We start from the raw sequence: 26,327 nt of genomic DNA, 5'->3' as shown, positions 1-26,327 counted from the left end.
AACTAATTAATTGCTACTACAGTATTATCAGTTTTTACTTGTACTTCAATCATAGTAATAATATTTTTATCTTTTTTTAAAATCTTAAAGTAAAAACCGTACATGGAAAACTCTTCATTTTCTTCAGGAATGCGCTCTATCTCGTTTACAATCATACCTGCTAGAGTTGTAGCTTCTTCATCAGGAAGATCCCAATGTAACTGTCTATTAATATCCCTAATAGTAGATTTTCCTTCTATGTGATACATATTATCGGATATCTTTTTTATAAAATTGTCTGTGATCAAATCATGTTCATCCGCAATTTCTCCAACTATTTCTTCCAGTATATCCTCAAGAGTTACAATTCCCTGCAACGCTCCATACTCATCAATAACAAATGCAAGGTGTTTCCTATTTTTACGAAAGTTGTGAAGTTGCACACTAAGCGGTGTACTTTCTGGTATAAACCAAGGCTTTGACATAACTTGGGTAATATCTATTTTATCACCCTTTTCACGTAAGGCATTTATTAGATTTTTTACGTGAACCACTCCGACAACGTTATCTGGTTCTTTTTGCCATAAAGGTACCCTACTATGACTACTAGTCAAAATCTCTTTTATTAACTCTTCTTTGTTTCGATCTATATCAAGAGAAAATAAGTTTCTCCTGTGGGTAATAATTTGCGATATCTCCGTCTCAGCCAAATCAAGTATACTACTTAGCATATCTAAATCCTGTTGTAACATAGTTCCTTCACTGCGATGAAGAGTAATCATATTACGCATCGCATCTGCTGCAGATATTACCTCCCTATTCTTATGAAGCCCACATAACTTCAGAATGAGATTGACAATAAACTGAATACCTAATGTCAATGGAGAAAGAATCTTGACAAAAAACAGCATAAAATAAGCAGAAAGTAATGTAAATTTTTCAGGATTTTGCATGGCGTAAGTTTTTGGCAAAACTTCACAAAATAGCAAAATACAAAACGTCATCATGAATGTTGAAAGAAAGATGCCTTCACTTTCAAAAAAATGTATAAATATTGCTGTAAATAAAGCGGAACAAGTAATGTTAATAATTGTATTGCATAGTAATATTGTTCCTATTGTCAATTCTTTTGTATTTAACAAGCGGTCTATTATCTTGGCTTTTTTGTTACCTTCTAGCTTTAGTTTATTCACTCGGGATCGGCTAATTGAGGTTAACCCTATTTCTGCTCCTGAGAATAAAAACGATAAAATCAACAAGAAGAAAATTGCTGACAATACTGAAATCAATAACCAATCCATTAAAGTATGACGTTATTGCGATATAGAAACAGAGTTGATTTTATATGTTGTAAGAAGCATTTGCAAGTCTATATATCTTTAATATAAAAAAATAAATCATGAAATATATCACACACTGCATTCACATGCATATTCTCAACAACAAGTGGAGGAGTTATTCTTATTACCCTATTATTTAAAATTTTAGTCATTATTAAGCCTTTGTCAAGAGATTGTTTAACAATTTTATCAGCCAAAGGTACTCTAAGCTCTATCCCTATCAATAAACCCTCCCCACGAACTTCTGAAACGATCTTCGGAAATTCTTCAGTCAAAGGCAACAACTTTTCTTTTAGATATTTACTGACCTTCTTAACATGGTCAAAAAAGCCTTCCTTTAGCATTACGTCGAGTACTGCATTACCAACAGTCATAGCAAGTGGATTACCTCCATAAGTTGACCCATGAGTTCCTGGAGTGATTGCTTCTGCTATATAACCTTTTACTAAACATGCAGCCAGAGGAAATCCATTACCCATAGCCTTCGCACAAGTGAGCATATCAGGTTCAACTCCTATATTTTGATAGTAAAATAGAGAGCCAATCCTTCCATATCCGCATTGCACTTCATCAAAGCACAAAATTATTCCTTGAGCTTTTGTTATCTCTCTTACTTTTTTAAGATACTCTACGTCCAATGGATGTACTCCTCCTTCACTTTGTATGGGCTCTAAAAATATGGCAGCTGTTTCGCTATTGATTTTCTTTTCTAATGCTTCAATGTTATTTCTTGGAACTTTATCAAAACCAGAAAGGAGTGGAGCAAAACCTTCGCGTGATTTTTCATTTCCCCCAGCGGAAATTGCAGCAATACTGCGGCCATGAAACCCTCCTTCAATTGTAATGATGTGACTGCGCTTTTCTTGTCCATTTAAGTAGAAATAGCGGCGAATAAATTTAATTGCAGCTTCTGTTGCTTCAAGTCCACTTGAGCAGAAAAAAACTTTATCGGCAAAGGTAAGTTCTGTTAAACGCTGAGCAAGCCTTTCCTGCTGGGGAATAGTAAAAATATTAGAGCAGTGCCACAATGAATCGAGTTGCTCCTTCAGTTTATCTGTAATGTATGGATGACAATGCCCTAGAGAGATTGTAGAAATTCCTGCAGCAAAGTCTAAATATTTTTTACCATCCTTGTCGAAGAGATATACTCCTTCTCCTCTAACTATAGAAGCTTCAGATCTATTATAAGCGTTAACAACATGATCCATTTTAAATATTATCTATAGTGCATGAAAAAGCTTTCCCTTAATATTGCGTAAACTAAAAATTGGGCTAATATTCCACAGCTCAACATAAAATTCAGAAATTTAATATGTAAAAAAGTAAAACTACACCAATTCACATTCAGCAAAAAAGAAAGCTATTTCTCTATGAGCATTCTCTAGACTATCAGAACCATGCACTCTATTTTCACTAATATCATTAGCAAAATCACCCCTAATTGTGCCTTTATCTGCCTGTTTTGGATCTGTAGCACCCATGATTTGTCTGTATTTACTGACTGCATTTTCACCAATTAAAACTTGAACTATCACAGACCCAGAAGTCATAAATTCCACCAACTCTTCAAAAAAAGGCCTATCCTTATGAATTTCATAAAACAGCTCTGCTTGTTTTTTTGTCAACAGCATCATTCTTTGTGCTATAATTTTTAGTCCAGATTTTTCAATGTAAGAATTTACATTACCTGTAATATTATTTTTTACTGCATCAGGTTTTAATATCGAAAGTGTCCTCTCAATTGCCATATCATTTCCTTATATTAAGATCGTATATTTACTTTATTGAGAATTTTTGTTCCATCAAAGAGATTTTTTATTTATAGTCAAAAATAAATCATTAAGAAGGTATTGTATGGGTGCGTGTTATCATAACAAAAATAATAGATACATTGATCCTGCTATTAAACAACCAGTTAAATTTGCATCTACTACTGAAAAATTGATCAACAACTTAAAGTCATCAATTTTTTGCGGAACAAAAGGGTTTTTAACTTTCAGCTTGGCTCTTTTGAGTTATTTGGAGCATAGCTCACACCATAATACAAAATTAAAAGAAGGTGCTGCCTTTGCAATGAAAAGGAACATCATTCCATTTGGTGAAATGATTGCCATACCGCTGTTTATTTGTTTCGTGTTACCAGCTATGGTAGGTAATACAAGTCTTGTGGAGTGTGCACTTACATGTGCTGCATTGATGGTTGCAACATGTTTTATTGTAAGAACCTTTCACTTGCGTGAAAAGTTATTGAAAAAAATGACTAATAATGAAAATTATACCGAGAAACAAATAGAGCAGGAATTTAAGAAAGACATTATAAAATTTCCTATCTTTGATAAAAACAGACAGCATATTGAGTATAATTCTCCTAATCCAGGACAACTAATGAATGAAAGTCCTCCCTCTCTCTTTGTTAGGGTTTTACTTTTTCCCCTTCCCCTTACGATTTTTCTGAAGGCTCTACAAAGCTGCATAATGATATCTTTGGCTGCTGTTGAACTTTTTGAAGCAGTGCCAAGTTTTTGTGTTGATGTGGTTTTTGATAGAAACTTTGTATCTACACAGAGTAACGTGAAGAGATCTGGCCATCTATTGTATGCTAGTGTGAGAAATTTAGTGCCTGTAACTAAACTTGATGAGTGTGTAGCTGATTTTATAGGCAAACCTGAAGCAAGGTGTTGTCAGTGAAGAAGGCAGTAATCTTATTTAACCTAGGCGGACCTGATTCACTGAGTGCAGTACGTCCTTTCTTGTTTAATCTATTTTATGATAGAAGAATAGTCAATCTACCCAATCCTTTCCGCTTTCTTTTAGCAAAGTTTATCTCCAAAAGGCGAGAAAGTACTGCACAAGGAATATATGAGTACATTGGAGGTAAATCGCCAATTTTAAGTAATACAAAAGCACAAGCTGATGCTTTAGAACTAAAATTAAATGAAGATGGAAATCATGTGTATAAAGTATTCATCTGTATGCGTTATTGGCATCCATTTGTTGATGAAGTTGTTAAAAGCGTAAAGCAATTCGACCCTGACGAAATCATTCTGTTACCACTATATCCGCAATATTCAACCACCACAACTCTATCATCCATCGAAAATTGGCAGAAAAATGCTAAAAGGTATGGCTTAAAATGCAATACAAAAATAATTAACCATTATTATGACAATCAAGACTTTATTGAAGCTCATGTTAATCTGACGTCTAAATATTATAAATTAGCTAGCAAAATCAGTAAGCCAAGGGTCTTATTCTCAGCCCACAGCTTACCTGTACGCGTAATCAAAAAAGGTGACCCTTACGCTTTACAGATAGAAAAAACAGTAAAATTAATAATAAAAAAATTGAATATTAAAGACCTTGATTGGGTAATATGTTATCAGAGTAAGGTTGGCCCTGTAAAATGGTTGGAGCCTAGCACTGAAAGTGAGCTATCACGCGCAAGAACCGACAATATACCTGTAGTTTTATCACCTATATCTTTTGTTTCTGAGCATTCTGAAACACTGGTTGAACTTGATATAGAGTATAAAGCAATTATCAAAGACGGATATTACTTTCGCGTACCAACTCTCAGTACTGATCTCTTATTTATCAAGTGCTTGGCCGATTTATGTTTAGATCACCCTCAAAGTACTGATTTATAGCACTTTTCTTTTTAGATTTTTATAGTATAATATTAAAAATTTATTATCTACTTATGCCAAAAGGTAAACCAAATACATTTATACAAACTATACATGATGTTCATAATCATGATATTAGAAAGATGTATTGTATTGCAATAGGTTTAACAGGCATATTGTGTAAAATTTCATTGCAATTTTGTTGCGATTTTATTGACAACAACAGATCAAATATTTGCACTGTATTAGATATTTCTAAGTTCATAAAACTACCAACATCAATAATACTTACTCTTCATTTTGGTCTCAATTTAGCTGGATATAAATCTAAAAAACTTCAGAATGGTAAAGAGGAAAATGAACCTGAAAAACCAATACAGGTGATAGGTAACTCAGCCTTCTTGGCAAACTGTGTCATAGGAATATTGATGCAGACGAAAATCATTCATTTCCTAGCTGGGAACAATAAAGATATAATAAGTTATATTAGCTTAACATCAGCAGTTCTATTTCTATTTTCAGAATGCATAAACTGTTATTATACATGGAAGAAGTATCTAAATAATAAGGATTCTGAAAAGTCTGCTCAATATGGTAAAGACGTTATTTTTAGCACATTCGCTGTGTCATTGGGCTTGTTAAGCTTCATCTTAAAAAGAATGGAAATTTCAACCATACCAATAGATTTGGGTGGTGGTATAATCTATAATTTCAACTTAACTGTTACGGTTAGCTTGATACTAAGTATAGCATATCTAGTATCAAACATCGATAAGTTTGTCAATCAACCTAATAATGGTACTGATCCTTCTACTGGACTTGATGAAGCTCACCATGCTCATCACAATAGCACTACTGTGGAAGTAGATTAGAGATGAAAAGACCTGATTTCCACTGCCAATGCTAGCACTGCTAATTTACTAACAATATTCCAAAGTGGCAGAGTTTTATTCCCTTGGCTGATGTCATAAAATTCACAGTCAGTGGAATTCAAGCTAGAATATGTATCTTTTCTGCTATTGCATCGATATAAGTAGCACGCAGGCGTATTTCCTATATAGTATATCAGAGGTTCTGCAGGACTGCACTTAAATACATCGATGGTTGGTACGCCTTCTTGTATAATAACGCTACTTACTTCTATACCTTCCTTTACCTTTTTCATCTTACTGCGCTTTTTCTTGTTGAGGTTTAATATTTCTTCACCACTTGTCACTGTTATGATACCCATTCCGTATGTGCCATTGCTTGCTTTGATAAAAACGTAAGGTTGTGTTTTTATTTTATATTCCTGATATTTACTTTGTATTAGAGACAATACTTGATCAACTTTAACCGCTATTGTTTTTAGTGATGAATCATCATTAAAATCTACTCTATTGCAGCTTTCTGTAAGTGCAGAAATAAGCCATGGGTCTATTTTAAATTCGCCACAAAATTCGAATGCTAATTCTTGGTAAATCTTAAAATATTGAAATTTTTGTCTACTATGCCAACCATATAACGGGCTTGGTATTATCTCTTGTTTTACATTTTTGAGAATATCAGGAATGTGGCTTGTCATGTCTCGATTCAGTATAATAACATCGGGTACAAATCCTGAAGCTGTCTTTAGTAAAGAATTTTCCTTCACAATAGTCTCGTATAATTCTATTAAATTATATGCTTCATTGTGAAAGAGACCGATTTTAGTTTCAAAATCTGCAAGTTGCAGTATTTTTTCTATGGCAAATACATTTTCTATATACATTTTATTTCGTGTATAATTCTCTGGTATTATAAGAGCCTTCTTATATTGTTTTGTTTCGAAGTAGCTTTTTATCAACTTTGCTGCTGTTACTCTCGATAAATCGCTCAGATTATTGAAACCTGCAGGAAATAAATTAGCGTCTACTGGAGCGATTTTGCATCCTGAATTCCTAAGATCTATGGAGCTATAAAATGGCAATGTAAAACTATTAAATTTTGTTTCGAACCAATTATTTATATCTTTTTCCAAATTTGGATGAATTATGTTTTGCATCTACACTTTAAATGTTATAAGAAAAGTACTATATTATAAGTTATAATCTTAATATAATATAAGGAATTAAAATAACAAAAAAATGATTCATCATGACAGCAGTAAAATGTATGGTACTACTATACTGTCAATTAGAAGAGACAAAAATGTAGTAGTAATAGGTGATGGGCAAGTCTCGCTAGGCCATACCGTTATAAAATCTGGAGCAAAAAAAGTTAGGCGTCTTTCTGGTGATTCCGTAATTGCTGGTTTTGCTGGAGCAACCGCTGATGCATTTACTCTCTTCGAAAGGCTAGAATCTAAACTTGATAAGCATCCAGGACAGTTAATGAGGGCATGTGTTGAACTTGCAAAAGATTGGAGAATGGATAAATACCTGAGAAAATTGGAAGCTATGATGATTGTGGCAGACAAATCCATTTCATTAGTCATCACAGGAACGGGTGATGTTCTTGAACCTGAAGATGGCATTGCAGCCATTGGTTCTGGAGGAAATTTTGCTTTATCTGCAGCAAAGGCTTTGATTGACGTCAAAGGGATATCAATAGAGGAGATTGCAAAAAAAGCTATGAAAATAGCCGCTGATATATGTGTTTATACAAACCACAATGTAATTATTGAAAAAATAGAGGAGTAATATGTCAAGAACTTTGTGTACCAATTCTTCTGGTCAACCTTTAGTGGGTCAGTCTGATAATAATGATGACTGCAATAAAAAAAATGGCCTCTATGAAAATGAAGGTACAGAAAGTAGCAGCATCCAAAACTCACAAGCTTTATTGGATGATCTACCACCACAGAAGATAGTTAAAGAATTGGATAGATTTATAATTGGGCAGGATGACGCAAAGCGCGCTGTTGCTATTGCGCTCAGAAACCGTTGGCGTCGAAATAAAGTCCCACTTCCACTACGTGAAGAAATTATACCTAAGAATATACTCATGATAGGCCATACTGGAGTTGGTAAAACTGAAATAGCTCGCCGTTTAGCAAAGCTTGCTGGTGCACCTTTTATAAAAATTGAAGCAACGAAATTTACCGAAATAGGATATGTTGGGCGTGATGTTGACTCGATAATACGTGATTTAGTTGATGCAGCAATAGTTTTAGTTAAGGAAAAAGCACGTAAAGCCTTAACTAAAAAAGCTTTAGGTTTGGCTGAAAAGATAATAGTCAACTCCATGGTTGGTGAAGATGCAACCGAGGAAAGCAAAAAAGTTTTCAGAGAAAGACTGAGAAATAAGGAATTTGAAGATGGAGAAGTTTCTATTAACGTCAGGGAGAGCAAGGGTATGCTACCCACTTTTGATATACCTGGCATGCCAGGTGGGCAAATTGGTGTGATGAACGTAACAGAAATCGTGGGCAAGATGTTTAATGGGAGCAAAAAAACAAAAACTATTACAGTTAAAGTGAAAGAAGCACGTGAAATATTGATTAATGAAGAAAGCGAAAGGTTAATGGATGAAGACAAGATAATCAAAGAAGCGATTGATCTTGTTAGCAATGAAGGCATAGTGTTTTTAGATGAAATAGATAAAATTGCAGCACGTACAGAAATAAAAGGTGAAGTCAACAGAGAAGGAGTGCAGCGCGATCTGTTACCATTACTTGAGGGAACAACTGTTTCAACTAAGTATGGACCCGTAAAAACAGACTATATATTATTTATTGCATCTGGTGCTTTTCATTTATCTAAGCCATCTGATCTTTTACCAGAATTACAGGGTAGATTGCCAATTAGAGTGGAACTTAAGGCGCTTACTCAAGAGGATCTAATAAAAATATTAAAGGAACCAGAATCTAGTTTGTTAAAACAGTATATAGCGTTAATGAAAACGGAAAATGTAACACTTGAGTTTACTGATGATGGTATAGAGACTATAGCTGAAATAGCATTTACAGTTAATAGAGAAGTGGAAAATATAGGTGCAAGAAGACTTCATACTGTCATGGAGAAGCTTTTGGATGAAATAAGTTTTATCGCTTCTGAAAAAAATAGTGAAAAATTTGTTATAGATAGCAAATATGTAAGAGATAAACTAGAGTCAATTTCAAAACAGCTTGATTTATCTAAATTTATACTTTAGAGGAAGCCTGCTTTAAGTAATATAGAGCATTCAAGAGGTTTTATTTTTTCTTACTTCGTAATTCTTTAAGCTATTTTTCAATAGTAGAATTCAAGCTTAAATCAATTATTGAGATATTTTCTTCATCAAAATCTATTTCTTTTATTAATATACCAGTTAAAAGATCAGGTGGAGAAAGAACTGTTCTTTTATTACCAGCCCTCATTCCCACAACTCCAAGTTCTATAGCAAGTGGTATTTTTTTGTCACCAACCTTAAACTGCACTATTTGATCTTTGATTATATACTCACCATTATGTCTCTTTATGCTATATTGAACTGATATCTCATCGCCACATTTTACTCGCTTTCCAGTTTTGTTAATTAAGTCATTAAAAATCATCAGGTTATTTACTGAATCGGGATATTTATCTTTTACTTCAATCAGTTTGATGTAATAAGAGTTAAAACTCATTTTGTTGTCATCAGCAGCAATAGTAACTACACGCTCTCCGCCTTCTTTCATACCTATTACCCCTAAACTCACTTCTTTTAAGTAATCCTGACCTATTTTCAAATTGACATCAGTCGGAAGTAGCGTTGCTAGGTTGTTGGAGACTTTGTACATTTGTAGCAGAACTTCTTGGCCACAGAAAACTTTACTGCCACTACCTTCAGTAATTTCATAAAAGTTTATCATCTCTTCTTCTTTTTGCTGTGTTATTTCTTCTAAATATTCTGCTAACCCATGCTTTTCAATATAACGATCAAGAGCTGATTCAAGTATCGGCCTGACCAAATAACTTGCTATCATCTGTGTCAAACCACCATGTGTAGAATTTATTTCGTAAAGCTTTTCCCTTTTCTCTGGTTTATCTTTGTTTATATAAACAATCGTAATTATAAAAGCAGAAGCTAAAGTGAGAATCATTACTACAGAGATAAACATTTGTAATATAATTTTTCTAACCATCTTTTTTTACTTGATTCAATAAATCATATAAGTCACTAGTATTCCCTGAAAGCGTGCTTAAATTATCTGAGGCCTGTTTAAAGAGACTATCTATATAGTTTTCCATTTCATTTTTTCCAAGCACGGACATTAAATTGTTTGTTTTATCTTGCTCATAATCTTCGATATCATCCTTGGCTTGAAAAATAAGCCCTAGATTTATTCCATATTTATATAATGCTTCCCGCTCCTTGTCTGTAGCGCCTCCTATTATAGCCCCTATTTCACATGAAGCTGCAAATAGTTTTGCAGTTTTCATCAAATGAATTTCTTTTATTTTGTCAAAATCTGCACCTATATCTAAAATCTGCCCTCCCACCATTCCCTTCATTCCTATTGCTTGAGAGAGCACTTTTATGATCTCACAATTTAACAAAGATAATACCTCAAAAGCCAGGGTAAGTAATGCATCTCCGGCCAGTACTGCTGTTGCTTCACCAAATTTTTTGTGGCAGCTTGGCTGGCCTCTGCGGGTGTCACTGTTATCCATACATGGCAGATCATCGTGAATGAGAGAGTAAGCATGAATAAATTCAATTGCTGCTGCTGCTGTTATTGCTTTTTCAACCTTTATGTTGAATATCGCCGAAGATGCTATAACTAAAAAAGAACGTATATGTTTTCCAGGAGCAAGAAGCACATAACGCATAGCTGATATAAGTCTATTCTCGCTATTTTCAGGTAAGAGCTTATTCACTTCTACAACAAGCAAATTTTTTGTTGTTTCGTCTAGCATTTTTAAATTTATTAACTATCGAGTGCTAAGAGATAGGAAGTTTTTAATAGTTTATATAATCATAAAAGCTATTGCAAACATCAAAATTTCTTATAACATCAGAGAATAGGTTATTTTTTAGTAAGAAATGAGCGAATTGGCAAAAACCACTAGGGAAGATATAGAAGGAAAAGTAAAGAAGATTATACTAGAGCACATCAGTAAGGATGTAGAGAAATTTGGTAATTCTTCAAAGCTGTCAGATCATGGCACAGATAGTTTAGATGCAGTTGAAATAATCATGGCAGTTGAAGAAGAGTTTGGTATAGAGATTCCTGATGAAGATGCGCAAAAAATGGAAACTATGGAACAGATAGTTGAATATATAGTAAACAAAGTAAACAATTGATATTGAATGAGCAGAAGAGTAGTAGTTACCGGTGTTGGCTTAATTACTCCACTAGCAGCAGATGTTAATAACACCTGGTCAAAGCTGAAAGAAGGTAAATCTGGCATCAAAGCAATCAATACAGATAGGTTCGATTCTTCTGATCTTGCTTGCAGAGTTGCAGGGCAAGTTCCAATTCAATCTGATGATATTGAGAACTATTTCAATCCATTAGATTATATTTCTGAGAAAGATCTAAAAAGAACAGATCGCTTTATTCACTACGGCTTTGCAGCTGCTGTTCAGGCAGTAGAAGATTCACTAATTTTGGAAAATAAAAATATTAATAAAGAGCGAATAGGTGTAGCTATTGGTTCTGGTATAGGTGGTCTTCCGTCAATTCAGGAAAATGTAATTACCATGCAGGAGAAGGGTCCTAGACGTGTTAGCCCATTTTTTGTTCCTGCAAGTCTAATAAATTTGATATCTGGTCATATTTCTATTAAATACGAATTTATAGGTCCAAATGACTCAGCGGTAACTGCATGTGCAACAGGTGCGCATGCGATTATAAATTCAGCAAGAGCTATAAAACTCGGTGAAGCTGACATTATGATTGCAGGCGGAGCAGAAAGTGCGTTATGCAGAGTTGGAATTGCAGGTTTTGCATCGATGAAGGCGCTATCAACTAAATTCAATGATAAGCCTGAAGAGGCCTCAAGGCCATGGGACGAAGAACGCGATGGATTTGTCATGGGCGAAGGGGCAGGTATATTAGTTCTGGAAGAATATGAACATGCAAAAAAAAGGGAAGCAAAAATATATGCAGAACTCACTGGATATGGACTCACAGGAGATGCGCACCACATCACAGCACCACATCCAGAAGGAAGAGGCGCACTTAAGGCAATGGAACTTGCTTTAAGGAGTGCACAAGTAAGCCCAAGTCAAATTGGGTATATCAATGCACATGGAACTTCAACAACACTTGGGGATAAAGTTGAAGTAATAGCAATGAAGCAGTTATTCGGTGACTATGCCTATAAAATACCTGTTTCCTCGACTAAATCTTCTATAGGACATTTACTTGGTGCCGCAGGAAGTGTTGAAGCAATATTTAGTATCCTTGCATTAAACAATGGAATTGTTCCACCAACTTTAAACCTACACAAACCTTCAGAAGGGTGTGATTTAAATTTTGTACCACTTAAAGCTCAAGAGCATAAAATTCAATATGCGCTTTCTAATTCATTTGGTTTTGGTGGTACCAATGCGTCTCTCATCTTTGGAAAGGTGTAGTTAATTATGCTATTTTGAATCGACTACGAAAATGTTATTCGAGTAGCTGAAACTGGAATCCAGTTAAATTGGTCAGCATAAAAGTAATGTTGAAATATAATATTTTGATGATGAAGAAATGGATCCCAGTGTCAGCTACTTGAATGACAGAAGAAGAAAAAGCAAAATTTTGCCTTTTACCGCTAACCTATTATACTTACTTGATAAGTTCTATCGCTTGATTAAATGCATAAAATATTAGTAAGAAGTAACCATAAGCCCTTGATTGGAAAAATCAAGATTAATGGTTCAAAGAATGCCGTCTTGCCAATAATGGCGGCAAGCTTGTTTAGTAATTCTTCAATAACTTTGCATAACGTACCTGATTTAATTGACGTGCATTTGATGTCTGAGCTGCTTAAGAGTCTTGGTGCAGAAGTAAATTTTATATGCAATAAAGACTATAAAGCAAATCATACTTTGGAAATTGACTGTAGCAATATCAATAACCATTTAATATCACATGAAATTGCAAGCAGACTGCGAGCATCTCTTTTAATGCTAGGTCCAATGCTCAGCAGATTTGGTAGAGTTTCAACAGTATTTCCTGGTGGATGTAATATTGGAAAACGTCCTGTTGACATTCATATCAAGGCACTTGAAGCAATGGGAGCTAAAATTGAAATTGATAGCTGTAATATAACTGCAACAACAAAGGGGAAATTGCAAGGCAAAGAAATAACATTTGAAAAAGTGAGTGTTGGTGCAACAGAAAATATAATAATGGCAGCAACACTTGCAGAGGGAGTAACAATAATAAACAATGCTGCAATCGAGCCGGAAGTTCTTGATTTAATAGAGTTTCTGAAGAGTATGGGTGCCAATATTGAAGTTAATAACACAAAAATCACAATAGAAGGTGTTGAAGCATTAAATGGGTGTGAGCATAAAATAATACCAGATCGCATAGAGGCCGGTACTTATGCTTTGGCTGCTGTCATTACCGGCGGCGAGCTAAAGTTAGAAGGAGTAAATTTGTCTGATATGGAATGTATTGCAAATGAATTGAAGACTATAGGAGCCGGAGTTGAGTTATGTGACGATGGTATTATTATTTCTAGAAAAAATGGCTCTATTAAATCTACTCACGTTACAACAAATCCATATCCCGACTTTCCCAGCGATATGCAACCACAACTAATGTCTGCTATATGCATTGCAGATGGAATATCAATCATTAAAGAGAACGTTTTTGAAAGTAGATTTGCACATGCAAATGAGCTAAGAAAATTAGGTGCTAATATCAGCATCGAAAAAAATAAAGCTACTATAAGTGGAATAAAGAGCTTATCTGGAGCTAATCTATATGCTAATGACTTAAGATCAACGGCAGCTTTGGTGCTTGCTTCTTTGTTGGCTAAAGGAGAAACTACAATAAATAACTCACATCATTTATGGAGAGGATATGAGGCCATGGATGAAAAACTCAATTCATGTGGGGCTGATATCTCTGTTTCATCTTGAGAATATATTATGAATGAGACAACTAAGCGAACTACAGTAAAAGAGATAGATGAAATTCTATACGAAGAACATAAGGTGTTAGATCATGGATTTATTCGAGTGATTGATTATATGGGCTCTGATAGCGCCATAGTTCAAGCTGCTCGCGTTTCTTATGGAAAAGGAACGAAAAAGATAAATCAAGATGAAGCGCTTATAAAATATTTGATGAGAAATCATCATACAACTCCATTTGAAATGTGTGAAATTAAGTTTCACGTGAAACTTCCAATTTTTATTGCAAGACAGTGGATAAGACATAGAACTGCAAATGTGAATGAATATTCCGGAAGGTATTCGATACTTGATAATGAATTTTATATACCAGAACAGGTTGCAAAACAATCTGATAATAATAAACAAGGCAGCGGTGAAGCTTTTGACTCAAGTACTTCAAAAGAAATAATAGATTCTCTAACAAAGGATTCTAATTTAGTATATTCTCATTATGAGAAATTTATTGAGCAGGGCCTTGCAAGAGAAATTGCCCGAACTAATCTAACACTTAATTACTATACCCAATTTTATTGGAAAATAGATTTACACAACCTTTTTCACTTTTTAAGGCTTAGAGCTGATAAGCACGCCCAATATGAAATTAGAGTCTATGCAGAAATTATGTTGGACATAGTGAAGAAATGGGTTCCGCTGGCCTATAATGCTTTTGTTGAATATTCCCTAAAATCAGCCTGCATTTCAAAAACTGGTCTTGAAATAATTCGCAAGCTAATTAAAGGAGAAAATATTACTAGAGAAGAAAGTGGCATTGGTAAAAGAGAATGGGATGAGCTGATGTCTATACTTTGTACATAACCAAAAAGATCAAGTTATGTCCGTTCACAGACTTGCAGGTGTGAGCAACAATTTATTCATACCTTTATCAACTAATATATCAATTATTTTTGAATTTGTTCTTTCTGTTGTTTCATAAAGCTTTTCGGCTTTCTTTAACATTAGTGTTGCATTTCTAAGCATAATATAAACTTGGCAATAATCTGCAAAATTTTCAATATACATATCATATGAATAACGGTTTACAGCAAGTTCCATTACCCTACAAACTTCCTCTAATGTAAAATTGGCAGCTCCTGTATCAGGACAAAAGCCAACCACTCCTTTATTAGAATCAAAAAATATGTATTTATCATTCTCTGCTTTATACACCAACATAGAATGTCCAGCACCCTTGACATCTGCTCTATTATAAGTAAAACAAAAAGAACTAAATTCTAAGTAGCATCCTATTTCCACATTATTTAAGACATGTTTGATTTGTTCTTGGTTAGTATCTATCCATACTTTTGTTGAAAATAAATCATCATATGACTGCTCATATATTGTCTCATCAGAATAAAATGGATCTCCTTCTCGCTTTTTAATGCTCTGAACATCAAGAATAGGTAAGAATTGCGATAAAAACTGCATCATCAATAACTTAATCGTTTGTTCTTTTCTTCCATCAATATAATTCATAAAATCTTGTTCAGATATAATATTATCAGACTCGAGGAATTGAACAAAATCTTGCCTGTTCTCTAATTTTAGAAAAGTAATAAAGTAATTTAGTGAGTGACATAACCCTCTTTCGAGAGAAAAACCTAAAATTTCTTCAAATCTATCTTTTAATTGTACAATTTTAGATATACTATCTGACATAAAAGTATTCAAATTAAATTGAATGGCTTTTTCACTTTCAAATAATTTATTATATTGTTCTTCAGCGGATAAATCTGGTGCTTTATATACATATCTAGCATTTTCTCTACGTATACCTTCTATATCTTCAACGATACCGCGTTCTATATTTTTACTGATAGCAATTTCGTGATTCCTTGTATTAGTAAATAGGTTTAAAAATTCTACAATTTGCTGCTTTGAAAGTGTTTTTTCAATTTCTCCATCTTTAGTTTTAGAAAATACTCTAATTTTAGCGTTTTTCTTGTCAGTATAGACTTTTAATACAATAGATTCAGCAATGCGATTAACATATTTTGGCATATTGATTATTAAGATATTAACTATATATCTTAATAATAGAATAATTTATACCATCAGTCAATTAATATATTAATAATAATACTTATTATACAAATTCATCATTTTTGTAGAACATCTCATTAAAATCATTCAAAATCTTGATCTTCAATGAGATGTCATGCCAGCAGAAGGAAACGCTGGAACGTTTATTTTTGAAAGTAAATTGCATAGCAGATGATGTTATTCCAGTGCTTGACACTGGAATCCAACCTTTCTATATCTCATTGAAGACGTTGTTTCCAGTATAATGTTTCCTATGATTAATTTGCGCTCGTGAACAATCTGGATGCCAGTGTCTGGGCACTGGCATGACATCTTCCTTTTAAAACTCTAGTGGTCAAGCGCACAACTGTTGCAATTTGTAGGCAATTTTAGTAGTAGATGGTCAGCACTTGATGCTGGAATCTAGTAAAAAAAAGCCAGTGTCAAGCACTGGGATGACAGGAGAAGATTTCATTCCTTATATCAATTAATTCTCATCCACCTTTTATGTTACATAAACTCATCACTTTTATAGAACATCTCATTAAAATCATTCAAAATTCCAAAATCTTGATTTTTAATAAATAGATGCCCATCTGCAATATAGGACTCAGCAAGAGTAAATGGTTCATCATGATGCTGTGATGCTGGCCTAACAATTTCATTGTACAAAACCATTACTTGCTCATAATTGTATCCACTACCATCATGATATTTACCACGTATAGTGTCATAAAAATTTCTTACATCATCATACGTAACTTGCAGTTCTACCTTATATTTCCCTATTTCAACAGCCTCACCCACTTTGATTTTTAAAGGATGTTGTGATTCTTCTTTCACATTATCTATAACAATTGTTTCCTCTTGCTTCTCTTCGTCTCCTATTAGCGACCTTTTATTCCTTTCTTCACTTGCAGGTTGATCTGCTGGCATTTGGTCTATATCGTTAGATTCTTCCTCTTGCGTAGTAATTTTTTTGAGATAGCTAAGCATATCCTTTCCAGCTTTTTCCCAAGTTGCAGCTTCTTTTGAAAGCTCACGATAATAAGAATCATTATCGCCTTTGCTATCTATTACATCTCTTGCTAGTCCTTTCTCTTCTGCCCATAACTCAGCATGTTCAACAAGTGTCCTGCCATCTTTGCCTACAACGTCAACGTCAGCTTTGTTTTTTATTAGATATTCTATTGTATCTAACTTTCCATGCCTCACTGCATGAACTAAAGGTGTCCAACCATCATTATCCTGAGCATTAATATTCGCACCTTTTTCAACTAACTGCTCTATCATCTTCTTATTCCCAAGATCAACAGCAAGATGCAAAGGTGTTAAGCCGTAGCTATCCTGAATATCAATATCCGCATTATGCTCTATGAGATATTTAACTACTTCCATATTTTTCATGTACATGGCAAAATGTAGTGGAGATTTACCAGAGCTAATATCACGGGTATCAACATCTATACCACGATCTATTAAGTATTTAGCAATTTCCGTATGTTTTAGCTCAATTGCATAGTGCAGCAGTGTTTGAGCTGACGTGTTTTTGATACCAAGATCTGCGCCATGCTCAATTAAACTCTTAACTATTTCCGCATTCCCTAGCTTAATAGCAGCAAGTAACGGAAAAGTATAATAACTTTTACTATTAGGATCTGCGTTATGATCTAATAGATACTTCACTATTTCTGTATTACCTGAATAAATAGCACTGTATAATGGCGTTTTGGAATAAGCATCTTGAATATTAGGATTTGCACCACGATCTATTAAGTATTTAGCTATCTCTATATTTCCAGACTCAATAGCATAGTGTAAAGGTGTCTTATAATACACATATTTAGTATTAGTTTTCTGATAATAATTGTCATGAACATTAAGATTTGCTCCATGATCAATAAGATATTTTGCTACTTCCGTATTTCCTGACTGAATGGCATAATGTAGTGGCGTTTGTCCATTATGGTCTCTTGTATCAGTATATGAATTGTGTTTTAGTAGCATTGCTACTTTGCTTAAATCTCCCAATGAAGCAGCAAAATGTAAACTCGTCGCACCTGTTACCTTATTTATCTCGTTTACTTTTCCTATAGTGTTTTCTACATTATTGTCATCAATATTCACCTTTAAGAAAGGCTGTTTATTATACTTCATAACTTTTGTTGTAACAGCTTTTCCTTGTTCGTCTTCACTCACTTTTTTAGCAGGTTGCATAGAATCTTCTCTACTGACACTTGATTTAGATTCTATCTTGGTTTTATCACCACTTACATTATGTACTGGACTATAACCATACAGACCCTTGCCAGCACTTTGTTGGCTTGTTGAATTTTCAACACTGTTAGATTTAACAACATTATATTCCATATGTTGTTCACCATTCAGCTCAGCCTTGACCCACTGTTTAAACTCCTGAGTATAACCTTTTAGCTCAGCCAAAAAATCTTCAAATAATTTATTACCTTTAGACCCATTCGTACCAGATTTAGAAAGGCTCTTGAGCAAATTATCAATCATATCTGGGTATTTATCTTCAAGAAATTTGATCACTTGTTCAGCATCTGAGTGATAATGTTCACCTTTATTGCTTATAATATTATTGCGCAGTATCTCATCTGGTTTGAGATCTTTATTTCTTATTGCAATCAAGGCCTCTTTATCTCCATGGTCATTGACATGCTGACCATCTTCCAAACTTGCCATATAGTTAGCAATTCCTTCATGCATAGCCTTAGACAAAACTTCACCTGTACCATAATAGGAATTAATGATAGTTAAGGCGTGCCCCAATTCGTGTTTTAAAGTTTTACACGAGTCATCAAATTGGTCTTGTAGATAAAAATAAACATGAACTTCTGAGCCACGCCCTTGAACTGTTAAGCCAGAAGCACCTTTATAGTTAACGTTCAACTCCTTAAGATAATTTTCGTAGTCACTCTTTGTATTAAATACGAAAACATTAACTTTATTTGGTATGTTGTGCCAAGGCTGAGAATTATTAATGCCAAATGCTGAATCAAAATCTTTTATAGTACTCTCGATGGCATTTTTTACACTACTCAATTTGCTCTGAGTTAATTCATCATCATCATGTTTTATGTTTATTTGAAGCTTGTGTTCGCCGAAAGTCATAACTTCACTATCTGGCACAAGATCTGCTACAATTTTATTGCCACTTTTTACATCCATCCACTGCTTAAATTCTTTTTCAACTTCTGAGTTATTCAAAAGATGCTTGAATTTTGATATCGCTTCTACTCTATTGAAGGACATCTCAGTAAGTAATTGCTTTATGAATTGAGGATGTTTTTCTTGTAGGAATGTCACTAAGCAATCTGACATTCTATAGTCATTAGACATACTTGCTATTTTATACGGTGTATCATGACCAGATTCCTGCATTTTATTGTATGCTTCTTTTGTATAATGCATATCGCGAGTGCTTTCTTTTTTAGCTGCATCATAGCTCCACATGAAAAGCTTCATACCGGTACGTAAAACTTCAGGTACTGTATCCATATTACCGGTAGAGTACTCAAGAAATGCATCGCTCATTTTTTCCATTAAAATTTTAGATTTTGCACAAAGTAAGCCATTTACATCTCCAACAATAAAAGTCTTTGCTATCGTGCCGTCAGCTTCGTGTGCTCTTACTGTTCCACCATCCCATAATTCTCTATGGTCCTTACCATCTGAAAGTTCCTTGATGTGAGCTTTGTAATCATCGTAATTTTTCAGCACATAAAGCTGCAATTTTACTGGACCAGAATGAACGCTTTTTTGTGAATAGAAATTATCAGACCAGGCTCCGTAAGCATCTTTTACAGTTTGTTTTATATACTCAGGGGTATAACTAGCTAATCCCCCATATTTTACTTCTATTGTAAGCTGATCGTTTATTACTATACTTTCTTTATTTGGAAATAATTTTTTAATCAAAGTTTGTGATTTATCATATTCAGAATTTGTTTTAAATTTCATATCCACCTCTTAAAAATTTTCACTATAAATAAGTCTTGAGAAAAATGCGTTAACTGTAGATTCAGCCTTTACCTTGTTTTTACACAACTGCTTAGATAGTTGATCATCGCGAAAAAGCAGATTCTTAGTATCGAGATATTTAGCATAGTTGCCAGAAGGTATTGAGTAGAAACCGCTTTCAAGTTCAAGATAAGAGCTGCTATTCAGAACAAAAAATAAATCGCTCTGGTCAAGCAGTATGTCATAACCAGAGCTCGTGCAATGTAAGTATTCATTGCCTTCATACTCTGCTATGTAGTACTTACTTGCATCAAGATCACCATTAAGCTGTAAAATTGCCGCTGAACGTCCATTCCCAATACTATGGCCTTTTATTACTTTAAGTACTTTAATCTCATCATTTCCTATGAGTTCTCTTAACTTTTCATTCTTTTGATTTAATTCTTCCTCTGCTTTTCTTCTGTCTTCTTCTAATTTTGTTTCTTTTTCGACAAGCTCATTTCGTATTTGCAAAAACATATCTTGAATGGTTAAGCCATTTAGAAAGTAATCCAATACAATTGACACAAACGGCTGCAATTCACCGTTATCTTCGAAGCTCTTTTCCTGCTTTTTATCATATTGATTAGGGTTATAGATTGCATAGAGAGGATAAAAACCATAATTCACCTCATCGAATGATAACTCTATCGAAAATCCGCTCTGATCAAGTGGAAGTTTAGTAGCTAAATATCTACCATTATTATCTCTGACATACAGCTCATTTATACCATAGTGCCCACTATATTTGTTGTAATAAATATAAAAATTCTCAGGATTAAGATTAAAGTAATCATCTAATTTGTTAAGTTTACCGAGCTTTTCACATAGAAGACACTTGCTCTTATCTGTAAGTTTGATGCGTGTAGAGAAGTAACACCGATCTATTCGGTCACCTTTTTCTATTTCAAAATCTAGGACTATTTTATCGCTAAACATACAGAATTTCCTCACATTTCCAGTATTTATGATTATAAATTGTGTACTATGAAAAAAGCATTAAGGCTTCTTTATGTATCTAAAAACAGCGCTAACTTATGACAAGAATAGTTGACGTATTACTACCACTTCCAATTGATCAGCTATTTTCATATGCAGTTGAGGAAGATACTGAAGTTTCAATTGGAGATTACGTAGTGGTGCCGTTTGGCAGAAAGCGTTTGATTGGAATAGTTTGGAGAGAAAGTAGCAAAAGCGATCGAGAATTAAAATTTATTGAGCAAAAGATCGATTTGCCGAGGATCAGACCAAAACTGATCGAATTTGCAGAGTGGGTTGCACAGTATAATGTAATACCTATCGGTATGCTTGCCAAAGTAATAATGGGAGGAGTATTAAAGGTAAATCAAATAGATAAGTTAGTTTGCACTAAGCAAAAGCAAGAAATAAGTGAAATAGATTACCAATTAAGCCCTGAGCAGCAGGTAGCTCGAGATAAAATAATAAGTAATTTGAATGAGTATTCAGTAACTTTACTTGACGGTGAAACCGGGTCTGGAAAAACGGAAGTTTATCTCTCTGTAATTTCACAGTTGATTAAGAATCATAGTATTTACGAACATTGTGATTTGGGTCTACGAGTAAGGTGTCATCCCAGTCTGGGATCCAGTTTTTCATATAATCTCATCACAAATGTTTATTTTAATTTAAGACCAATACCCAACTTAGAATCAAAATTCCTGGATTCCAGTGTCAAGCACTGGAATGACACCTTTGCATTTAAGGCAAAACCCTCTGTAACATTTAGCATACTGCTTTTGCCATGTACTGGAATGACACCATTTGCTATGCAATTTACTTTCAAAAATAAACGTTATGTCATTCCAGCGTTCAATACACAACTAGACGAATGTTACAATATAAGAGTAATTTTTACCAAAAAGGATGTCATCCCAGTGCCTCGACACTGGGATCCAGAAAACTTAATTTCAAATCAGTACACTAAGCAGTTGTACGATAAAGACTGGATTCCAGTGTCAAGCACTGGAATGACATCATCTACTACTAAAACTACCTGCAAATGTTCAAACACCAAAAGGTTACACACTGGAATGACACCAGAAGAGGGTAATGCACAAGTGCTAATCCTCTTGCCTGAAATTGTCCTAACTTCACAATTGGTAAATCGCGTTCGCAGTCAGACATCTGGAAATATAGCTGAGTGGCATTCAGGACTTACTCCTAAAGCTCGCCGAAATAATTGGCTCAATATAGCAAATGGAAGTGCACAGATCATTATTGGAGCACGGTCAGCACTTTTTTTACCTTATAAAAACCTAAAATTAATCATCATTGATGAAGAGCATGACTCATCCTTTAAACAAGAACAGGGGATTATATATAATGCTCGAGATATGGCCATTATCTTAGCCAAGCTCGAAAATATTTCGATTATTTTATCATCCGCTACTCCGCTGCTTGAAACAATTTATCATGTTAAAAAAGGGAATTACAACCATGTAAAGCTAACCGAACGATTCGGTGGTGCAGAGTTGCCGCACATAAAAGTAGTGAATAATAAACAATGGATTTCAAATGAGCTTTTCGAAGGGATAAAACAAACCATAGAGAAAAAACAGCAAGTTATGCTCTTTCTAAACCGCAGGGGGTATGCGCAACTTGCAGTTTGTAAAAAATGTGGATATAAAATTTCCTGCTCAAATTGCACTGTATGGCTTACGTACCACAAGAAAAAGAATGTCCTTTTATGCCATCACTGTTCTTATCAATTAAAACTTCCAGAAAAGTGTTCTAATTGTCAAAGTCAGCAGTCATTATCCCTTTGTGGTATAGGAATTGAGAGGTTACTTGAAGAAATAGTAAAATTAATACCAAACGCAAAGACTGCGATTATTAGCAGCGACCAGAAGTCGCTTGGTAGCGTAATTGACTCAGTGCTCAAAGAAGAAGTGAATATTATAATCGGTACACAAGTGATTGCTAAAGGGCATAATTTCCCTAAGTTAACTTTGGTTGGAGTGATAAACGCAGATTTAGGCCTTGAAAATTCTGACCTCAGGGCAGCAGAAAAGACGTATCAATTATTGCATCAAGTTGCGGGTAGATCTGGGAGGTTCAACGAAAAAGGAACGGTAATAGTGCAAACTAATAATCCTGAAAGTTTGATAATAAAAGCATTGCAGCAGCAAAAAAGGGATTTGTTTTATGAAATTGAACTTGAGTCAAGACGCAAAGCTAAAATGCCCCCATTTAGTAGGCTAATAGCGCTTATAGTTTGTGGTAAGGATCAATTTGCAACGCAGAAAGCAGCAAATGAGATAACAAACTTTTTGCATAATCAATTTTCAACTACCTCTCAGCACTTGACATTGAAAGAATTTGAAATTTTTGGCCCATCACCAGCAGCAATAAATTTTTTAAACAATAAATATCGTTATAGAGTGTTACTAAAAATATACAATAACCATAGTCTATTCATAAAGAAAAAGCTGAAACATTGCTGTAACTTGAGTTCAAATATTGAAGTAACAATAGATGTTGACCCTGTGAGTTTTTTTTGATGTTATTTGAATTTATTTGACACTTGTAGGAATTGCTAATAAGTTGTATTAATTTTTTAATTAAAAATTTGACTTTTATTAGAATTTATTATATTATTAGTATAATAATAGGTAGATAATATGACTGCTTTACTTCAAATCATTAATAATCCAGACAAGAATTATGATAAAAAAGTTATAGAATTGCAAAACTATCTTAAGGATAATAGCGAAATTGTGATTAACAAGGAGTTATTCACACTGACTCTTTTAGATAGAGCCCCTATAAATGGAGATTTTATCAATAAGGAAGGAGGAAAGATAGTATACCCTATATTGCACCACTGTATTGAACACGGTAGTGCAATATCTGAGAAAAAAGAGAAATTATCATTTCAAGACGTGATGAAGATTTTAGATGAAACTGTGAATAGGTTTATTACTCCTCAGTATTTCTACAAATTGATAAATTTTCAAGATCAAAGTAGTAAAAATACATTATTACACCAAGCTGTTATAAGTAATAACACTGAGGCAATAGAAGCCCTTTTAAAATATGGTGCAAATCCTTTGATAAAGAATGAAGAAGACAAAATTCCATTAGATTTAGCTCATGGAGATACAAAAAAAGTACTCATCGAATGTATGAAAGACCAAGCTCAATCGAAAAAAGAAAGTGCTAGATGTAATAGTTTGATTGGTATCATACCTGGTGTTTTTCTTGGTGTTGGTGGTGCTTTAATACCTTCAATGACTATTATATTATGCGCACTCGCAGTATCTGCTCTTGTTGCTGGAATAGCAGTTGGAGTAGCTATATATTTCTTGAGTCAGGACTATAAGCAGGCTAAAGCTATAGAAGAAACTGTTAACCCTCAGTCGTCTCTTGTCAATCATGCAGAAGCTTCTGAAATCGTAGGTAATACCAGAAGTTAAATAATAACTGTGTGTTTTTTACATTAGATCTGTTGCACAATCAGGTGTCATCCCAGTGCTTGACACTGGGATCCAATAAGAAAATCTAGATTCCAGCGTCATGCGCTGGAATGACATCAACTTTCGAATTCCAGTTATGCAAGCATCGAACAGACAAAATCTGTCAAATCAGAAAGAAACACACAAATTAAGTTTTTAGTAATTTTCAAGTATAGTTATAGAGGGAGCGCCTCTGCAGTTATGATCGACATTTTCAATGGTGCCTAAGTGCCCGTATGCAAGCATGGTCTTGGAAGGAACGGTCAAATCATTGATGGAGTCATTTAGACTACCTCGGTTAGGAGATTGTACTATCAACCGTTCCAAGCTGAAGCGTTTCCCTGTAACAAATTATATGTAGGAGTTACCATGAAAAAAGCAAAAAGTAAATTAGAAATAGTGAATCCTAATGCAGCAGGAATAGACATTGGTTCAGCTGTACACTATGTGTGTGTACCTGAAGGAGGAGATGAACAACGCGTTCAGAAATTTGGCTGCTTTACTGAAGACCTTCATAACTTAGCACAGTGGTTGAAAAAGTGTAAAGTTACAACAGTAGCTATGGAATCAACAGGAGTATACTGGATTCCTTTATTTCAAATACTTGAGTCATATAAATTCGAGGTAAGATTGGTAAATGCACGGCATGTAAAGAATGTACCTGGTAGGAAGTCTGACGTTCAAGATTGCCAATGGCTCCAACAACTGCATAGCTACGGACTGCTTCATGGATCGTTTAGGGTGTACCGTAGAGACACAAAGAATGCTTAAAAAAAATGAGCAAACTAAGTGCAAAGCTGCACAATAGATGAGGGTGGGCCCCTTGAAGTCGGTTTGCAAGAATAGGCTTCAAACAGCCATAAGCTGCTGTGGTAAAGAGCTATGGTAGTGAGCGTTATGGAAAAGGTGCAATTATGCATCATGTGTAAAATAGAGAGGCGAATGAAAATGAACCACTGATGAAGTGTCGAAATTCCAAAGACGACGTCAAAACCATGGGCTCCTGAATCTCTTGGGATAAACCTATCAGGAACTTGTTTACTGGATAGGTGGCGTCCGGCATAGAGGTGGCGTGAACCTATTTTAGGCTATTGTGTGGAACTGCGGGAACCTGTCGTTTCGATGATAAGGAAGAAGTCCAAAGAGCCGATCTCTGAGGATGAGAGTACCGATGCGAAAAACAGGGGCGGATTAGCTCATAGTAGTGAAGAAGTTTCTGTAATGGAAATGGAGCGAAGGAGCTGAGTTATTTAGTTTTAATTATTTTGTCAACCGTAATGGGAGGAATTAATGAATAAAACAAAGTCTTTTGATATACCGAAACAACTTATTTGGAGAGCTTATAAACAAGTATCGAAAAATAAAGGTGCTGCAGGTGTAGATGAGGTTTCGATAACAAAGTTTGAGGAAAATCTAAAAGATAATCTATACAAACTATGGAATCGGATGTCATCCGGAAGTTATTTTCCAGAGCCAGTAAAAGCTGTAGCAATACCGAAGGATACGGGAGAAGGACAAAGAATTTTAGGTGTTCCTTCAGTATTCGACAGGATAGGGCAAACGGCAGCTTCTATGTATCTTGAGCCGCTAGTAGAGCCAAAATTCCACGAGGATTCATATGGTTATAGACCGAATAAATCTGCACTGGATGCGGTAAATACAGCACGCAAGAGATGCTGGAGGTACGATTGGACGATAGATCTTGATATATCTGGATTTTTCGACAATCTGGATCACGAATTAGTTTTGCAAGCTATCAAGAAATATACAAACTGCAAATGGGTCATACTGTATGTTGAGAGGTGGATGAAAGCCCC

The 26,327-nt window shown here is 34.6% G+C and carries 22 protein-coding genes and 1 pseudogene; 13 read left to right on the top strand and 10 right to left on the bottom strand.

Annotation, left to right across the window (positions count from 1 at the left end; all coding sequences use genetic code 11):
* Window positions 1-2: 2 nt before the first annotated feature.
* From BWZ41_RS06845 to ndk, 3 genes are all read right to left on the bottom strand, one after another.
* Window positions 3-1,280: an HlyC/CorC family transporter gene (locus BWZ41_RS06845; protein WP_143689879.1), complete on the bottom strand. Its 1,278-nt coding sequence runs from the start codon at window positions 1,278-1,280 to the stop codon at window positions 3-5.
* 68 nt (window positions 1,281-1,348) lie between these two features.
* Window positions 1,349-2,527 carry an aspartate aminotransferase family protein gene (locus BWZ41_RS06840; protein WP_143689878.1) on the bottom strand — a complete coding sequence of 393 codons (1,179 nt, stop codon included), beginning with the start codon at window positions 2,525-2,527 and terminating at the stop codon, window positions 1,349-1,351.
* A gap of 120 nt (window positions 2,528-2,647) precedes the next feature.
* Window positions 2,648-3,067, bottom strand: a complete 420-nt coding sequence (gene ndk / locus BWZ41_RS06835; RefSeq protein ID WP_143689877.1) for a nucleoside-diphosphate kinase — start codon at window positions 3,065-3,067, stop codon at window positions 2,648-2,650.
* Between the two features lie 106 nt (window positions 3,068-3,173).
* On the opposite strand from ndk, the gene BWZ41_RS06830 reads away from it, so the two are divergent.
* The 3 genes from BWZ41_RS06830 to BWZ41_RS06820 are packed head-to-tail and all read left to right on the top strand — an operon-like array spanning window position 3,174 to window position 5,817.
* Entirely contained in the window at window positions 3,174-4,007 is an 834-nt protein-coding gene (locus BWZ41_RS06830) for a hypothetical protein (RefSeq protein ID WP_241653963.1), read from the top strand.
* Window positions 4,004-4,966, top strand: a complete 963-nt coding sequence (hemH, locus tag BWZ41_RS06825) for a ferrochelatase (RefSeq protein ID WP_143689876.1) — start codon at window positions 4,004-4,006, stop codon at window positions 4,964-4,966. The genes BWZ41_RS06830 and hemH overlap by 4 nt, the downstream gene beginning before the upstream one ends.
* 53 nt (window positions 4,967-5,019) lie before the next feature.
* A complete protein-coding gene (locus BWZ41_RS06820) occupies window positions 5,020-5,817 on the top strand; it encodes a hypothetical protein (protein ID WP_143689875.1) in 798 nt (265 codons plus the stop codon).
* Here BWZ41_RS06820 and gshA read toward each other — a convergent pair.
* On the bottom strand, window positions 5,814-6,968 hold the full coding sequence (gene gshA / locus BWZ41_RS06815; protein ID WP_143689874.1) for a glutamate--cysteine ligase: 1,155 nt from the start codon (window positions 6,966-6,968) through the stop codon (window positions 5,814-5,816). The two genes, BWZ41_RS06820 and gshA, sit on opposite strands and share 4 nt — an antisense overlap.
* Before the next feature lie 82 nt (window positions 6,969-7,050).
* Between gshA and hslV the strand changes: the two genes are divergently transcribed.
* Both hslV and hslU read left to right on the top strand, forming a co-directional pair.
* Window positions 7,051-7,605, top strand: coding sequence for an ATP-dependent protease subunit HslV (gene hslV / locus BWZ41_RS06810; protein ID WP_006014611.1), 555 nt, complete (start codon window positions 7,051-7,053; stop codon window positions 7,603-7,605).
* A 1-nt stretch (window position 7,606) separates the two neighbouring features.
* The gene (hslU, locus tag BWZ41_RS06805) at window positions 7,607-9,058 is read left to right on the top strand and encodes an ATP-dependent protease ATPase subunit HslU (RefSeq protein ID WP_143689873.1); all 1,452 of its coding nucleotides are present in this window, start codon (window positions 7,607-7,609) and stop codon (window positions 9,056-9,058) included.
* A gap of 70 nt (window positions 9,059-9,128) precedes the next feature.
* On the opposite strand, the gene BWZ41_RS06800 is transcribed toward hslU, so the two are convergent.
* Entirely contained in the window at window positions 9,129-10,010 is an 882-nt protein-coding gene (locus BWZ41_RS06800; RefSeq protein WP_143689872.1) for an FKBP-type peptidyl-prolyl cis-trans isomerase, read from the bottom strand.
* Window positions 10,003-10,785: a polyprenyl synthetase family protein gene (locus BWZ41_RS06795; RefSeq protein WP_143689871.1), complete on the bottom strand. Its 783-nt coding sequence runs from the start codon at window positions 10,783-10,785 to the stop codon at window positions 10,003-10,005. The genes BWZ41_RS06800 and BWZ41_RS06795 overlap by 8 nt, the downstream gene beginning before the upstream one ends.
* Before the next feature lie 127 nt (window positions 10,786-10,912).
* On the opposite strand from BWZ41_RS06795, the gene acpP reads away from it, so the two are divergent.
* From acpP to thyX, 4 genes are all read left to right on the top strand, one after another.
* Window positions 10,913-11,173, top strand: coding sequence for an acyl carrier protein (gene acpP / locus BWZ41_RS06790; protein ID WP_143689870.1), 261 nt, complete (start codon window positions 10,913-10,915; stop codon window positions 11,171-11,173).
* Between the two features lie 6 nt (window positions 11,174-11,179).
* Entirely contained in the window at window positions 11,180-12,451 is a 1,272-nt protein-coding gene (gene fabF / locus BWZ41_RS06785) for a beta-ketoacyl-ACP synthase II (protein ID WP_143689869.1), read from the top strand.
* A 225-nt stretch (window positions 12,452-12,676) separates the two neighbouring features.
* The gene (murA, locus tag BWZ41_RS06780; protein WP_143689868.1) at window positions 12,677-13,954 is read left to right on the top strand and encodes a UDP-N-acetylglucosamine 1-carboxyvinyltransferase; all 1,278 of its coding nucleotides are present in this window, start codon (window positions 12,677-12,679) and stop codon (window positions 13,952-13,954) included.
* A gap of 9 nt (window positions 13,955-13,963) precedes the next feature.
* Window positions 13,964-14,806, top strand: coding sequence for an FAD-dependent thymidylate synthase (gene thyX, locus BWZ41_RS06775; protein ID WP_143689867.1), 843 nt, complete (start codon window positions 13,964-13,966; stop codon window positions 14,804-14,806).
* 24 nt (window positions 14,807-14,830) lie between these two features.
* On the opposite strand, the gene BWZ41_RS06770 is transcribed toward thyX, so the two are convergent.
* The 4 genes from BWZ41_RS06770 to BWZ41_RS06760 form a co-directional block, all read right to left on the bottom strand.
* Window positions 14,831-15,991: a hypothetical protein gene (locus BWZ41_RS06770; RefSeq protein ID WP_143689866.1), complete on the bottom strand. Its 1,161-nt coding sequence runs from the start codon at window positions 15,989-15,991 to the stop codon at window positions 14,831-14,833.
* Between the two features lie 85 nt (window positions 15,992-16,076).
* Window positions 16,077-16,229 (bottom strand): hypothetical protein, encoded by a 153-nt coding sequence (locus tag BWZ41_RS07700; RefSeq protein ID WP_206663885.1) that lies wholly within the window; start codon window positions 16,227-16,229, stop codon window positions 16,077-16,079.
* A gap of 293 nt (window positions 16,230-16,522) precedes the next feature.
* On the bottom strand, window positions 16,523-19,996 hold the full coding sequence (locus tag BWZ41_RS06765) for an ankyrin repeat domain-containing protein (RefSeq protein WP_143689865.1): 3,474 nt from the start codon (window positions 19,994-19,996) through the stop codon (window positions 16,523-16,525).
* A gap of 9 nt (window positions 19,997-20,005) precedes the next feature.
* Window positions 20,006-20,974 (bottom strand): hypothetical protein, encoded by a 969-nt coding sequence (locus BWZ41_RS06760; protein ID WP_143689864.1) that lies wholly within the window; start codon window positions 20,972-20,974, stop codon window positions 20,006-20,008.
* Window positions 20,975-21,072: 98 nt separating this feature from the next.
* Between BWZ41_RS06760 and priA the strand changes: the two genes are divergently transcribed.
* The 4 genes and pseudogenes from priA to BWZ41_RS06740 form a co-directional block, all read left to right on the top strand.
* On the top strand, window positions 21,073-23,556 hold the full coding sequence (gene priA, locus BWZ41_RS06755) for a replication restart helicase PriA (RefSeq protein WP_143689863.1): 2,484 nt from the start codon (window positions 21,073-21,075) through the stop codon (window positions 23,554-23,556).
* A 120-nt stretch (window positions 23,557-23,676) separates the two neighbouring features.
* Entirely contained in the window at window positions 23,677-24,471 is a 795-nt protein-coding gene (locus BWZ41_RS06750; protein ID WP_143689862.1) for an ankyrin repeat domain-containing protein, read from the top strand.
* Between the two features lie 408 nt (window positions 24,472-24,879).
* Window positions 24,880-25,251, top strand: a pseudogene (locus tag BWZ41_RS06745) (IS110 family transposase); the annotation flags it as partial.
* A gap of 549 nt (window positions 25,252-25,800) precedes the next feature.
* The coding region (locus tag BWZ41_RS06740) for a reverse transcriptase domain-containing protein (RefSeq protein WP_241653962.1) at window positions 25,801-26,327 on the top strand (527 nt) is incomplete at its 3' end.

The organism is Wolbachia endosymbiont of Nilaparvata lugens (assembly GCF_007115045.1).
In the GTDB taxonomy this organism is placed as follows: Bacteria; Pseudomonadota; Alphaproteobacteria; order Rickettsiales; family Anaplasmataceae; genus Wolbachia.
The sequence above is the reverse complement of the archived record's forward strand: the minus strand, read 5'-3'. Positions and strand labels throughout refer to the sequence as shown.